At 74.7% G+C, this 13,666-nt stretch carries 8 protein-coding genes; 6 read left to right on the forward strand and 2 right to left on the reverse strand.

The window, feature by feature from the left end; all coding sequences use genetic code 11:
• The 3 genes from ACFVXJ_RS27945 to moeZ all read left to right on the forward strand — a co-directional run bounded on the left by ACFVXJ_RS27945 (position 1) and on the right by moeZ (position 3,008).
• Positions 1-1,011 carry an NAD-dependent epimerase/dehydratase gene (locus tag ACFVXJ_RS27945; RefSeq protein ID WP_389665815.1) on the forward strand — a complete coding sequence of 337 codons (1,011 nt, stop codon included), beginning with the start codon at positions 1-3 and terminating at the stop codon, positions 1,009-1,011.
• Positions 999-1,766: a spherulation-specific family 4 protein gene (locus tag ACFVXJ_RS27950; RefSeq protein ID WP_389665816.1), complete on the forward strand. Its 768-nt coding sequence runs from the start codon at positions 999-1,001 to the stop codon at positions 1,764-1,766. The genes ACFVXJ_RS27945 and ACFVXJ_RS27950 overlap by 13 nt, the downstream gene beginning before the upstream one ends.
• A gap of 63 nt (positions 1,767-1,829) precedes the next feature.
• A complete protein-coding gene (gene moeZ, locus ACFVXJ_RS27955) occupies positions 1,830-3,008 on the forward strand; it encodes an adenylyltransferase/sulfurtransferase MoeZ (protein WP_389665818.1) in 1,179 nt (392 codons plus the stop codon).
• A 73-nt stretch (positions 3,009-3,081) separates the two neighbouring features.
• Here moeZ and ACFVXJ_RS27960 read toward each other — a convergent pair whose 3' ends face one another.
• Entirely contained in the window at positions 3,082-4,683 is a 1,602-nt protein-coding gene (locus tag ACFVXJ_RS27960; protein ID WP_389665820.1) for an alpha/beta hydrolase, read from the reverse strand.
• 140 nt (positions 4,684-4,823) lie between these two features.
• Here ACFVXJ_RS27960 and ACFVXJ_RS27965 point away from each other — a divergent pair, with 140 nt between their 5' ends.
• Positions 4,824-5,507: a MerR family DNA-binding transcriptional regulator gene (locus tag ACFVXJ_RS27965; protein WP_389665822.1), complete on the forward strand. Its 684-nt coding sequence runs from the start codon at positions 4,824-4,826 to the stop codon at positions 5,505-5,507.
• Between the two features lie 547 nt (positions 5,508-6,054).
• On the opposite strand, the gene ACFVXJ_RS27970 is transcribed toward ACFVXJ_RS27965, so the two are convergent.
• Positions 6,055-8,979: a lysylphosphatidylglycerol synthase domain-containing protein gene (locus ACFVXJ_RS27970; RefSeq protein WP_389665824.1), complete on the reverse strand. Its 2,925-nt coding sequence runs from the start codon at positions 8,977-8,979 to the stop codon at positions 6,055-6,057.
• Between the two features lie 119 nt (positions 8,980-9,098).
• Between ACFVXJ_RS27970 and ACFVXJ_RS27975 the strand changes: the two genes are divergently transcribed.
• Positions 9,099-9,446: an MGMT family protein gene (locus tag ACFVXJ_RS27975; protein ID WP_389665825.1), complete on the forward strand. Its 348-nt coding sequence runs from the start codon at positions 9,099-9,101 to the stop codon at positions 9,444-9,446.
• A 252-nt stretch (positions 9,447-9,698) separates the two neighbouring features.
• Complete coding sequence (locus tag ACFVXJ_RS27980; protein WP_389665896.1) at positions 9,699-13,646, forward strand: UvrD-helicase domain-containing protein; 3,948 nt, start codon at positions 9,699-9,701, stop codon at positions 13,644-13,646.
• The last annotated feature ends 20 nt before the right edge of the window (positions 13,647-13,666 follow it).

Consider the following 13,666-nt stretch of genomic DNA (forward strand, 5'->3'; position numbering starts at 1 on the left):
ATGAGGGTGCTGCTGATCGGAGCCAACGGATACCTCGGCCGCTACGTCGCCGACCGGCTGCTCGCCGACCCCGCCGTACAACTCACCGCGCTCGGCCGGGGCGACGACGCCGACGTCCGCTTCGACCTCGCCACCGGCAGCCCCGGGGCCCTCACCCGGTTCCTCGACGCCGTCCACCCGGGCGTCGTCATCAACTGCGCGGGCGCCACCCGGGGCGGGGCCCGGGAACTGACCCGTCACAACACGGTCGCCGTCGCCACCATCTGCGAGTCGCTGCGCCGCAGCGGCTGCGGGGCCCGGCTCGTCCAGTTGGGCTGCGCCGCCGAGTACGGGCCCAGCCAGCCCGGTTCCTCGACGGCCGAGGACGCCGTTCCGAGACCGGGCGGACCGTACGGGGTCAGCAAGCTGGCCGCGACCGAGCTGGTGCTCGGCTCCGGGCTGGACGCGGTGGTGCTGCGGATCTTCTCGCCCGTCGGCCCCGGCACCCCCGCCGGATCGCCGCTGGGCCGGCTCGCCGAGGCCATGCGGCGGGCCATGCAGTCCGGCGACGGCGAACTCAAGCTCAGCGGCCTCGGGGTGCAGCGCGACTTCGTCGACGTGCGCGACGTCGCCCGGGCCGTGCACGCGGCCTCCCTGTCCGCCGCCCAGGGCGTCGTCAACATCGGCACCGGCCGCGCCGTCCGGCTGCGCGACGCGGCGGCCGTGCTGGCCCGGGTCGCGGGATACGGCGGCTCGCTGCACGAACTGGACGTACCGCACGGCGGCGGACAGCACCCGCTCGCGCACGGGCACCCGGGACGGCCGCAGGCCATGCCCGCCATCGGCGCCCCGCGCTCCGAGGCGACCGCCGAGCAGCTGGCCGCCGCTCCGCAGCCCCCGTACCCCGACGGCTGCGGCGCCTGGCAGCAGGCCGACGTCCGCACCGCCCGCGACCGGCTCGGCTGGCGGCCCCGGATCAACCTGGAGGAGTCCCTGGCCGACATCTGGATGGAGGCGGCGTGTCGCATCTGACGACGCCGATGTCCCCGGCCGCCGCGACCGGGGCGGCCCGTCTGGGGCTCGGCACCCCCGGGTACGCGCACCCGCTGCTCGCGCCGGTCGAGTGGGCCGAGCTGACCCGGCCCGGGACCCCGCTGCACTGGGCCGTGCTCAACGTCACCGACGGCCCGGGCGGACGGCCCGACCCGCACTGCGCGGAGGCGGCCGCCCGGCTGCGCGACGCGGGCGGTGCGGGCGGCACGGACCGTCGGCTGCTCGGCCGTCTCGCCATGCGGGACGGGGCGCGCTCGTTCGGGGAGTTGATCTCCGACGCCCACCGCTTCCGCGACTGGTACGGGGTCGGCGGTTTCTACCTCGCCGACGCCCCGGCGGACCGGGCGGACCTGCCCGCGGTGCGCCGCGTCGTGGACACCCTGCGCGGGCTCGGCGACGGCCTGCGCATCGTGCTCGACCACGGCACCCACCCCTACGAGGGCTACGCGGAGACCGCCGACCAACTGGTCACCTTCTCCGGCTCCTGGGCCGATTACCGTTGGTCGTTGGTGGCGGAGTGGACGGCCGAGTACCCGCCGGAGCTCTTCTGCCACCTGGTGCACGGCGTGCCGCGCACCCACCTGGAAGAGGCGCTGCGGATCGCCCGCTGGCAGGGCGCCGGGACGATCTGGTTCACCGACCGGCGCGGTACCCCCGACCGGGACCCCTGGGCGTCGATGCCCGGGTACTGGGACGAAATCGTCTCGCGTATCGGACCGGGTGTCTCGGAATGAAGAAGGGCGTGGCAGTGTTACGGGGAGAACCAACGTTCAGACATACCCATCTACGGAGTCCCCGTGTCGCTGCCACCCCTGGTAGAGCCAGCTGCTGAGCTCACCGTTGACGAGGTCCGTCGGTACTCCCGCCATTTGATCATCCCGGATGTCGGGATGGACGGCCAGAAGCGCCTCAAGAACGCCAAGGTGCTGGCCGTGGGCGCGGGCGGCCTCGGCTCGCCCGCCCTCATGTACCTGGCCGCGGCCGGCGTCGGCACGCTGGGCATCGTGGAGTTCGACGAGGTCGACGAGTCGAACCTCCAGCGTCAGATCATCCACAGCCAGGCGGACATCGGCCGGTCGAAGGCCGAGTCGGCCCGTGACAGCGTGCTGGGCATCAACCCGTACGTGAACGTGGTCCTGCACGAAGAGCGGCTCGAAGCCGAGAACGTGATGGAGATCTTCAGCCAGTACGACCTCATCGTCGACGGCACGGACAACTTCGCCACGCGCTACCTCGTCAACGACGCCTGCGTGCTGCTGAACAAGCCGTACGTGTGGGGCTCCATCTACCGCTTCGACGGCCAGGCGTCGGTGTTCTGGTCCGAGCACGGGCCGTGCTACCGCTGCCTGTACCCGGAGCCGCCGCCGCCGGGCATGGTCCCGAGCTGCGCCGAGGGCGGCGTGCTGGGCGTGCTCTGCGCGTCCATCGGCTCCATCCAGGTGACCGAGGCCATCAAGGTCCTCACGGGTGTCGGCGAGCCGCTGGTCGGCCGCCTGATGATCTACGACGCCCTGGAGATGCAGTACCGCCAGGTCAAGGTCCGCAAGGACCCCGACTGCGCCGTCTGCGGCCCGAACCCGACCGTCACCGAGCTCATCGACTACGAGGCGTTCTGCGGCGTCGTGTCGGAGGAGGCCCAGGAGGCGGCGGCCGGTTCGACGATCACTCCCAAGCAGCTCAAGGAGTGGATCGACAACGACGAGCCGATCGAGATCATCGACGTCCGGGAGAAGAACGAGTACGAGATCGTCTCGATCCCCGGCGCGAAGCTGATCCCCAAGGGCGAGTTCCTGATGGGCACCGCCCTCCAGGACCTGCCGCAGGACAAGCGGATCGTCTTGCATTGCAAGACGGGTGTCCGCAGTGCGGAAGTCCTCGCCGTCCTGAAGTCCGCGGGCTTCGCCGACGCGGTGCACGTCGGCGGCGGCGTCATCGGCTGGGTCCATCAGATCGAGCCCGAGAAGCCGGTCTACTGATCGTCCGTCGCTCGCGCTCCAGGGGCCGTACCGCGTCTGCGGTACGGCCCCTGCGCGCGGGTGCCGCCGCCGCTCAAGCGCCCTCGTCCTGCTGCTCGGGCGGCGAGGGCTGGGGCGACGGGCTCTGGCTCGGCGTGCAGACCTTGCCCGCGGGCGGCACCTTGCCGTCCAGCAGGTAGGCGTTCGTCACCTGCTGGACGCAGGGGTCGCCGCTGTTGTACGCGCCGTGCCCCTGGCCCTTGTACGTCAGCTCCACGCCGACGCCGGGGCCGAGCCGCTCCACCATCTTGCGCGCGCCCTCGTACGGGGTCGCCGGGTCGCCGGTGTTGCCGATCACCAGGATCGGGGCGGACCCGCGGGCCGAGACGTCCGGGGTCTCCCAGGCGCCCGCGACCGGCCAGCCCGTGCAGCTCGTCAGCGCCCAGCCGAGGAAGTCGCCGAAGACGGGCGACGCCGAACGGAACTGCGGCAGCTTCGACTTGGCCTGCTCCAGGGTGAAGCGCTCCTTGGAGTCGGCGCAGTTGATCGCCGTGTTCGCCGCCCCGATGTTGCTGTAGCGGCCTTGCTGGTCCCGGCCGTTGAGGGCGTCCGACAGGGCCATCAGCAACTGCCCCTGGCCGCCCTGCGCCTCGTCCAGCCCCTGCTCCAGCAGTGGCCACAGCTCCTTGGAGTAGAGCGCTTGGGCGATGCCGTTGGTGGCGGCGGAGTCGGTGAGCTGCCGCCCGGGGAGCCCGGGGATCGGCTTGACCGCCAGCTCCTTCTGGAGCCGGATGACGTTCGCCTCGACCTCCTTGGCGGTGCTGCCCTGGAGCCGGCAGGCGTCGCCCCGGTCCACGCAGTCCTGGGCGAAGTTGTCGAGCGCCAACTGGAAGCCCTTCGCCTGGCCCAGCGCCCCCTCCTCGGCGGTCTGGGTCGGGTCCACGACGGCGTCCAGGACCGCCCGGCCGACGTTCTTCGGGAAGAGGTGGGCGTAGACCCCGCCGAGTTCGGTCCCGTAGGAGATGCCGAAGTAGTGCAGCTTCTCGTCGCCGAGCGCCTGACGGATCCGGTCCAGGTCGCGGGCGGCGTTCTCGGTGCCGACGTAGGGCAGGACCTTGCCGGAGTTCTGCACGCAGGCATGCTGGTACCTCCTGGTGTTGTCGGTGAACGCCTTCTCCTGTTCCGGGGTCGCCGGCGTGGAGTCCGAGGCGTAGTACGCGTCCAGTTGCCGATCGTTCTCGCACAGGACGGGCGCGCTGCGGCCCACGCCGCGCGGGTCGAAGCTGACGAGGTCGTAGCGGGAGCGCAGTGCCTCGTACTCCTTGGCGGCGCCGGGGAGGGTGGTGATGCCGGAGCCGCCGGGGCCGCCGAAGTTGAAGACCAGGGAGCCGATGCGCTTGTCCTTGTCGCGCGCCTTGGCGCGGATCAGGGCCAGCGGAATCGTTTCTCCTTCGGGTTTCGCGTAGTCGAGGGGCACGTCGAGGGTCGCGCACTGCCAGTCCTTGCCGGGCGCCTGTCCGCCGCCCTCGGCGGGGGTGGGGGCCTCGCACGCGTCCCACTTCAGGGCCTTGGGCGGGTTGCCGCCCGAGGTCTTCTTGTCCTTCTCCGAACCGTCGCCGGACGAACAGGCGCCGGCGGTGAACAGCGCGGCGGCGACGGCCGCGGCGGCGGTGGCCCGCAGTGCGTTTCTCGGCATGTCCCCATCCTGTGGGCGCGCGGGCCCCGGCGCGCGGGTGATGGGCCGTTCGGGGGTGTGCGGCGGGGGTGCGCGCGGGGTGTGTGGGGATGCGGGTGCGGGGGTGTGCGCGGCGGGGCCGTACGTGGTCACCTGGATCCATGGACCACTCCCAACGGGTCGGGATCGGTGAAGCCGCGGCCCTGACCGGTACGACGCCCAACGCCATCCGGCACTTCCACCGGATCGGGCTGCTGCCGGAGCCCGAGCGGGGGCCGGGCGAGCGGCGGCGGTACGGGTACGGGGACCTCGTCGGCGTCCTGTGGGCGCGGGCGACGACGGAACTGGGGATGCCGCCCCCGGCCAAGGCCGGACGGGACGACCCGCCGGCGGAGCTGGCGGAGCTGGAGGCGTCGCTGGAGCGGCGCCGGGAGCGGGCCGGGGAGCTGCTGTCGGCGGTGCGGGGGCTGCGCGCCTGCGGGGGCGAGCCGGGTCGGCCGGCCGCCGGGTTGGCCCGGACGCCCGGACACCGGACGTCCACGCTGCACCCGCGGCTGCGGGCGGAGCAGCGGCGGCTGGAGGGGGAGATCGAGGTGCTCTCCGACCCGGGTTTCCCGTCGGACGACCCCCGGGTGGTGGCGCTGGCCCACGACTTCTCGGTCCACCTGCTGGCGCTGGAGGCGGCGGAACGCGCGGCGGACTTCCCGGAGCCGGACTTCCTCGACTCCCCGCCCCCCGCGCCGCCACCCGAAGCCTCCTCCGACGTCCTCACCCTCCCGGGGCTCCTCTCCCCGGCACTGGCCCGCGTGGCGGAACTCCTCTCCCACCACCGCCCGCCCACCTGACCCCGCCCTGCGGCCGGCAGCTCCGGGTGTCACCCGTCCTGCGGCTGTGGCGACAGCCCCCGCCCGGCGCCCGGCCGGAAGGTCCGCCGCCCGGCCCACGGTCGGGGCCCCGGAGTCCCGGAGTCCCGGAGTCCCGGAGTCCCGGAGTCCCGGAGTTCCGGAGTCCCGGAGTTCCGGAGTCCGGGGGTTGTCGGGCATGCCCGGGGTGGGGGGCGTAAGTGGGCTACCCGGGGTGCCGGGGGCAGCGGGCCGTGGCCCGGGCGGCGGACCCTCCGCCGCCCCCGATCGGGGGCGGCGGCTTCGACAGCCCACCGTGCTCGCCGTGGCGGCTCCCGCACGGTGGCGGAGCCGGGCGCCCTGGCCGGGCGCCGCAGGGCTCCCGGCGGTCCCGGAGTCCCGGGGTGTCGGGCGTACCCGGGTTACCCGGGGTGCCGGGGGCAGCGGGCCGCGGGCCGGGTGTGCGTGGCGGCCCCGCACGGCGGGGAGCCGGGTCGCGCGCCGCGACGGACCGCCGGGGCGGGCCGACACCCGGACACACCCCGCGGAGCTAGATGGCTTCCTTGCGGGTCAGGAAGTTGAAGGACAGCCAGCCCGGCAGGACCGGCAGCCAGAAGGTCATCAGGCGGAACAGCAGGACCGCCGAGATGGCGACCTCCTTCTCCAGTCCCGCCGCGATCAGGCCCAGCGTCAGCGTCGTCTCCACGGCGCCGATACCGCCCGGCGTCGGCGCCGCCGAACCCAGCGCGTTGCCCGCCAGGAAGACCACCGCGATGCTCGCGTAGCTGATGGCCTGGCCGCCGCCGAACGCGCGGATCGAGGCGTCCAGGCACATCACGAAGCACGCCGTGAGCAGCAGCATCCCGCCGATGCCCGTCATCAGCTTCTGCGGTCGCTGGAGCACGTCCAGCATGCGCGGCACGACCCCGGCGAACAGCGCCCGTACCCGCGTCGCCACGAACTTCCGCAGGAACGGGACCGCCGTCACCACCAGTACCAGTACCGCCACCGTGAGCAGACCCGCGATGACCGTCCTGGACGGGGTCATCTCCGGGGTCTTCTCCGTCCCCGTCAGGTAGCCGAAGGACAGCAGCAGCAGGACGTGGCTGGCCAACCCGAACAACTGCGAGGCGCCGACGCTCGCCACCGCCAGCCCCGGTCGCACCCCCGCGCGCTGGAGGAAGCGGGTGTTCAGCGCGACGCCACCGACCGCCGCCGGGGCCACGAGCTTCACGAACGACCCGGCCACCTGCGCCACGACCGTCCGCAGGAACGACACCCGCTCCGGCACGAACCCCAGCAGACTCATCGCCGCCGCGAAGTAGCTCAGCAACGAGAAGGCCAGCGCCGCCCCCACCCAGCCCCACCGGGCCTGCCCGACGATGGTCGCGAAGTCCACGTGGGCGAGCTGCGTGAGCAGGAAGTACGCACCGAACGCCCCCGCGATGAACGAGACCAGCGTGCGCGGGCGGATCCGCTCCAACCGGGCCGGCTCCACCGGCGCCTGCGGGCGGATCAGCAACACCTGCCGGCGGATCTGGCTGAGCAGGTCCTCCTCGCGGGCCTCGTCGAGCGCGTCGTCCAGCGCCCGCTTCTCCGCCTTCCGGTCGGCGGCGGTGGCCGCCCCGCTCGTCGCGGAGTCCGCCTCGCGCGCCGCCTTCGCCGCGCGCGAGGACTCCAGTACCGCTTCCCGTTCCCGGTCGGCCCGCTCGCGCGCCAGCTTGCGCAGCGTCGCCCGGGTGGAGCGGCTCAGCGCGATCGGCTGGAGCAACGGCAGGCAGTCCGCGACCGCGTCCGGGCCGAGCATCGACACCGCCGACGCCACCGACCGCTCCGCGCCGACCCGCAGGCCGAGCGTGGTGAGCAGCTGCGCGATGTCCATCCGCAGGACCAGGTCGCCGGCCGCGATCTCGCCGCCCCGCAGGTCGGTGAGGGTGACATTGCCGGAACGATCCACCACCAGCGCGTCCCCGGTGAGCCGCCGGTGCGCGATCCGCCGCGACTGCAGCGCCCGTACCTGCTCCCACGCGTTGCGGGTCAGGTCGTCGGTGATCTCCTCGTCCGGGAGCGAGTCCAGGGTCCGTCCGCCGAGGTGCTCGTAGACGAGCATCACGGCGTCCGGGCCGAGTTCGGAGGTGGCGATCAGCTTCGGCGCATTGGCGCCGGCCGCGATGGCGGCGTACGCGAGGAGGGCCTCCTGCTCCAGCGCCTGGCGCAGCGACTGCAGGCTGCGCCCGGTGGTGATGCCGCGCAGGGTGAGCCGGCGCCAGACCCGGTAGAAGAAGCCCTGGGCCTGCTGCTCCCGGTCGACGACGGTGACGTCGAGCGGGGGACCGTCCTCCAGCGTCACGTGGTACCGGCGGCCCCGGTCGCTCACCTCGGAGGCTTCGGCGCTGTCCGGTGCCTCGGCGCGCATCGCGCTGACCGGCTGGAAGCCGACCCGGCGGAGCCCGGCGAGCAGGTGCTGCCCGGTGGGGCGGACGTTGGGGGAGCCGACCGCGTACAGCGTCCCGTACGCCACGCTCCAGCCGATCAGCACGGTCAGGATGATCGAGAAGGGCGTCGTGTAGCCGCTGACGAGCATCGCGAAGGCGTCGAGCAGCAGGACCACCCACAGCGCGACCCGCCAGCGCGGACGGCGGGTCATCCCGACCGCGGTCATGTACGCGATGACGGGCGCGAGGTAGCCGTGCACCGGGTCGGTGAGGGCGCCGCCGGCGCCGGTGGCGCGGGTGAGGGCGTCCTGGATCGTCGCGGGGGCGGCCTGGGAGACCCAGAGGTCGGTGGCGAGGGTGACGCCGTGCGCGAGGACCGCGGCGAGCACGCCGTCGGCGATGCGCAGGCCGTCGCGCTTGATCAGCCGTTCGATGGCGAAGGCGACGGGTACGAGCAGTACGGCGATGCTCGACACCAGACCGGCGAGCTTGATCAGTACGTCGGGCGCCTGACCGGTGCCGTTGGAGATGTCCTGTTCGAGGCCGGCGGTGGTGCCGTGGGCGAAGGCGGAGATGCCGAGGACGACGGCGATGCCGAGGACGCCGACGAGGAGCCGGACGAGGTCGGAGGGCCGGTGGACGCGGGCGGCGAGGAGCGGTTCGTCGACTTCGACGCGGTCGGCGTCGGTCGGGGTGTGGCCGTGGGGGCGCTCGGGGTCGTCGGGGCCGGGTCGGTCGGGACCGGGTGCGTCGGGACGGGGGTCGGCGGGGCCGGGTGCGTCGTGACGGGGTGCGTCGGGACGGGGGTCGGCGGGGCCGGGTGCGTCGGGACCGGCGTCCCGACCGGGCACGGGACCGGCGTCGGAGCCTGCGGCCCGGCCGATGTCGCGGCTGTCGCCCGGATCGTTGTCGCCGCCGCCGCCGGCGCTGTCGTCGCGGGGCGTGTCAGGGCGTGCGCCGTCGTCCGACATCGCGCCGTCCGGAGGGCTCACACCCTGCTCCTTCGCCGTCACTTCCGTCTCTTCTTGATCACGTATCACCAGTCACCGCCCGGAAGATGGTGGCACGGACCGGCCTGCGTGCGGGGCAGCAGGGTGCGCGCCGGTGCGGAAGGGAACCTTCCACGAGCCTGTCGGTGACGTGCGGCACCATGGTCCGGATGAGTACGGAACTGCCCGAGTACGCGGAACGGGTGTTGGAGGTGGTCGAGCGGATTCCGCCCGGCCGGGTGATGACGTACGGGGACGTCGCGGAGTGGCTCGGCGCGGGCGGACCGCGCCAAGTCGGGCGCGTCATGGCCCTGTACGGCGGCGCCGTGCCCTGGTGGCGCGTGGTGCGCGCGGACGGCCGGCCGCTGCCGGGCAGCGAACGGCGGGCCCTGTCGCACTACCGCGCCGAGGGCACACCGCTGCGCGAGACGGCCGGCGGCGAGCCGCGGCTGGCGATGCGGCGGGCGCGCTGGGACGGCCGTGACGGACGTGACGGAGGCGACGAGGCTCACATCTGACAGCTTCGGCCATTCGCGGCCCGGGCGGGAGGTCGAAGGCTCGTAGGGGGGACGAACCGAGGGGTCCCCGGGGCGACGGCCGAACCGATCCCGGGCGTCCCGGACGACTGCGGCGGCCGGCGCCGGTGGCGTAGCGTTGCCCCTTCGGCCGTCCCGACCGGGGCCGCGCCGACCGACGCCCGGGGCCCACCGCCCCGCGCACCCGACGTACCTGTACCACCCGCAGACCCACCAGGACCGGCACCCCACGTGATCACCTCCCCCTCCGACCGCTCAGAGCGGCGTACGCGTGCCTCCGACGCGTACCGCCTGGTGCGCACCGGGCCGGAACGGGTGGCTCCCCCTGTCCTGGACGCAGCGCAACGCGCGGTGGTTGAGCACACCGGCGGCCCTCTGCTGGTGCTGGCCGGGCCGGGCACCGGCAAGACCACCACGCTGATCGAGGCCGCCGCCGCCCGGGTCGAGGCGGGCACCGACCCGGCCCGCATCCTGATCCTCACCTTCAGCCGCAAGGCGGCCGTCGAGCTGCGCGACCGGGCGGCCCTGCGGCTGGGCGGCGCCCGCGCCCCGCAGGCCACCACCTTCCACTCCTTCTGCTACGGCCTGGTCCGCGCCCACCAGGACACCGACCTCTTCGCCGACCCGCTGCGGCTGCTGTCCGGTCCGGAGCAGGACGTGATGGTCCGCACCCTGCTGGAGGGGCAGCGCCGGATCAGCTCCGTCCACCCCATCCGCTGGCCGGACGACCTGCGCGCCGCGCTGACCACCCGGGGGTTCGCGGACGAGGTCCGCGCCGTGCTGGCCCGCGCGCGCGAGCTGGGGCTCGGGCCGGGCGCCCTGTCGGACTTCGCGCGGCGGATCGGCCGCCCGGACTGGCAGGCCGCCGCCGCCTTCCTCTCCGAATACCTGGACGTCCTGGACATGCAGGGCACGCTGGACTACGCCGAGCTGCTGCACCGCGCGGTGCTCCTCGCGGAGCGCGAGCCGGCCCTCGCCTCCGCGTACGACGTGATCTACGTGGACGAGTACCAGGACACCGACGCCTCGCAGCTGCGGCTGCTGCGCGCGCTGAACGGGGCGGGCGGGACGCTGGTGGCGTTCGGCGACCCGGACCAGTCGATCTACGCGTTCCGGGGCGCCGACATCAACAACATCCTGGACTTCGAGGGCTCCTTCCCGGGGGCGGAGGTACGGGCCCTGACGGTGGGCCGCCGCTCGGGGTCGGTCCTGCTGGCCGCGACCCGGCTGCTCACCTCCCGCATGCCGGTACCGAGGCTGCCTGCGGCGGCGGTACGGGCCCATCGGGGGCTGCGGCCCGTGCGGGAGGGCGGGCGCGTGGAGGTGTACACGTACCCGACCGCCGGCGCGGAACTCGACAACATCGCCGACATCCTGCGGCGCGCGCACCTGGAGGACGGGGTGCCGTGGCGGGACATGGCCGTCCTGGTCCGCGCGGGCGGTCGCACGCTCCCGGCGATGCGGCGCGCGCTGATCTCCGCCGGGGTCCCGGCGGAGACGGACGGTACGGACACGCCCCTGCGCCACGAACCGGCCGTCGCCCCCCTCCTGACGGCCCTCCGCCTGACGGCCACGGCCGCCGCCACCACGGCGGACCTCCCACCGGAGCTGCCCACCCCGGCCCGCACCGCCGGCCCCGCCGAGGAGCCGGGCCCGGCTGCCGACCCCACCACCGGCGCGGCCGGTCCGGCGGCGGGCGTCGACGCCTTGGTTGACTCCGGCGAGCCGGTCGGTTCTGTGGCCGAGCAGGACGGGGCGGCTCCCGCCGGTGCGCTTCGCGCCGCCGCTCCGGGGGATTCCGGCGTGCCGGGCGTGGGTCCGGCGGTGCGCGGCTCTGCCGGGACGGGCGGAGACCCCGACCTGGTTTCCGGCTCCGCCGGTGTTCTTCCGCCTGCCGTTCCGGCCGGCCCCGCTGATGGCGTGGGCCCCGAGGCGTCGCCCTCGCACGCCGCGACCGAGTCCGCCGGGGTCGCCGCCTCCGCCGACGCCGCCCCGGGGGCGAGTGGAGGCTCGGCCCCGGCTGCCGACTCCGCCGACGCGTCCGTTCCGGCGGCCCCGGCCGATGACGGCCATCCGGCGGTGGCCGGGGCCGCCTCCGCCGATGCGGACCCGGCCGGTGCGGCCGTGCCGGCCGGCTCCGTCGCGCCGGGCGCAGGCCCCGCCGACGCGGCCGTCCCCTCGGCGGTGGGTGACGCCGGTGCGGCCGGGCAGGCCGGTTCCGGCGGGCCGGGTGAGCCGGGCGTGGACTCCGGCCTGGCCGACGCCGACGCCGACGCGGCCGGCGTCGGTGACTCCGGCGTAGACGAGGGGTGGGTCGGGGTCGAGGCGGCCGTCGCGTTGCTCGGGTCGCCGCTCGGGGGGATGGACGCCGCCGATCTGCGGCGGCTGGGGCGGGCGTTGCGGGACGAGGAGCGGGCCGCCGGGGTCGCCGTGCCCGCGCCCTCCGACGTACTGCTGGCCCGCGCCCTCGCCGAGCCCGAGCGGCTCGTCGCCCACGACCCCGCCTACGCCCGCGGCGCCCAACGCCTCGGCCTGCTCCTGCGCAAGGCCCGCGAACTCCTCGAAGGCGGCGGCACCGCCGAAGAGGCCCTCTGGCTCCTCTGGGACGGCACCCCCTGGCCCCAGCGCCTTGAGCGGAGCGCCCGCCGCGGCGGCCCCGCCGGCCGCAACGCCGACCGCGACCTCGACGCCGTCTGCGCCCTCTTCGACACCGCCGCCCGCGCGGAGGAACGTACCGGCGGCCGCGGCGCCCTCAACTTCCTCGAACAACTCGAAGCCGAGGACATCGCCGCCGACACCCTCACCCGCAAGGCCCACCGTTCCGACGCCGTCCGGCTGATGACCGCCCACCGCTCCAAGGGCCTCGAATGGGGCCTCGTCGTCGTCGCCGGCGTCCAGGAAGGGCTCTGGCCCGACCTGCGCCGTCGCGGCTCCCTCCTGGAGGCGGACCGCATCGGCCGCGACGGCCTCGCCGACCCCCTCACCCCCGGCGCGCTCCTCGCCGAGGAGCGCCGCCTCTTCTACGTCGCCGCCACCCGCGCCCGTCACCGTCTCGTCGTCACCGCCGTCAAGGCCCCCGCCGAGGACGGCGACCAGCCCTCCCGCTTCCTCACCGAACTCGGCGTACCGGTCAAGGACGTCACCGGCCGCCCCCGCCGCCCCCTCGCCGTGCCCGCGCTCGTCGCCGAACTCCGCGCCACCACCGTCGACCCCGAGGCGTCCGAGGCGATGCGCGCCGCCGCCGCCCGCCGGCTGGCCCGCTTGGCCGCGCTCACCGACGACGAGGACCGCCCCCTGGTCCCCGCCGCGCACCCGCAACGCTGGTGGGGGCTGTACGAGCCCACCCGCAGCAGCGTCCCGCTGCGCGACCGCGACCGGCCCGTCGCCCTCTCCGGCAGCGCCCTGGACCAGCTCGCCAACACCTGCTCCCTCCAGTGGTTCCTCGGCCGCGAGGTCAAGGCCGACACCCCCGCCACCGCCGCCCAGGGCTTCGGCAACGTCGTCCACGTCCTCGCCGACGAGGTCGCCTCCGGCCGCACCCCCGCCGACCTGGCCGTCCTCATGGAACGGCTCGACTCCGTCTGGGACGCCCTCGCCTTCGACGCCCCTTGGAAGTCCCGCCAGGAGAAGGACAACGCCCGCGCCGCCCTCGAACGCTTCCTGCGCTGGCACGCCACCGACCGCGGGGGCCGGGCGGCCGTGGCCACGGAGCACGAATTCGACGTCACGCTGGAAGCGGGCGACTTCGCCGTCCGGGTCCGGGGCTCCATGGACCGGGTCGAAGCGGACCCCCAGGGGCGGGCGTACGTCGTCGACTTCAAGACCGGCAAGGCCGCGCCCACCAAGGACGAGGTCGCGCGCTACCCCCAGCTCGCCGTGTACCAGCTCGCGGTCCGCGAAGGCGCCGTAGACGAGGTCTTCGACGGCCGCCGCCCCGAACCGGGCGGCGCCGAACTCGTGCAGCTGCGCCAGGGCGCCGCCAAGCGCGACGGCGGCGACGAGGTACCGAAGGTCCAGGCCCAACAGCCGCTGGACGGCGACTGGGCCGCCGATCTGCTCGCCACCGCCGCCGGCCGGGTCCTGGACGAGCGCTTCACCCCCAGCACCGGGCAGCACTGCGACCACTGCTCCTTCCGCAGCGCGTGCAGCGCCCGCCCGGAGGGCCGCCACACCGTGGAGTGAGCCCGCGGGGCCCGGGGCCC

This window comes from Streptomyces sp. NPDC058279 (assembly GCF_042881255.1).
In the GTDB taxonomy this organism is placed as follows: Bacteria; Actinomycetota; Actinomycetes; order Streptomycetales; family Streptomycetaceae; genus Streptomyces.

Bases quoted from the DNA above. Each gene is read 5' to 3' on its own strand.
- ACFVXJ_RS27945 (WP_389665815.1), top strand. From the start codon at position 1: ATGAGGGTGCTGCTGATCGGAGCCAACGGATACCTCGGCCGCTACGTC.
- ACFVXJ_RS27960 (WP_389665820.1), bottom strand. From the start codon at position 4,683: ATGCCGAGAAACGCACTGCGGGCCACCGCCGCCGCGGCCGTCGCCGCC.
- ACFVXJ_RS27965 (WP_389665822.1), top strand. From the start codon at position 4,824: ATGGACCACTCCCAACGGGTCGGGATCGGTGAAGCCGCGGCCCTGACC.
- ACFVXJ_RS27975 (WP_389665825.1), top strand. From the start codon at position 9,099: ATGAGTACGGAACTGCCCGAGTACGCGGAACGGGTGTTGGAGGTGGTC.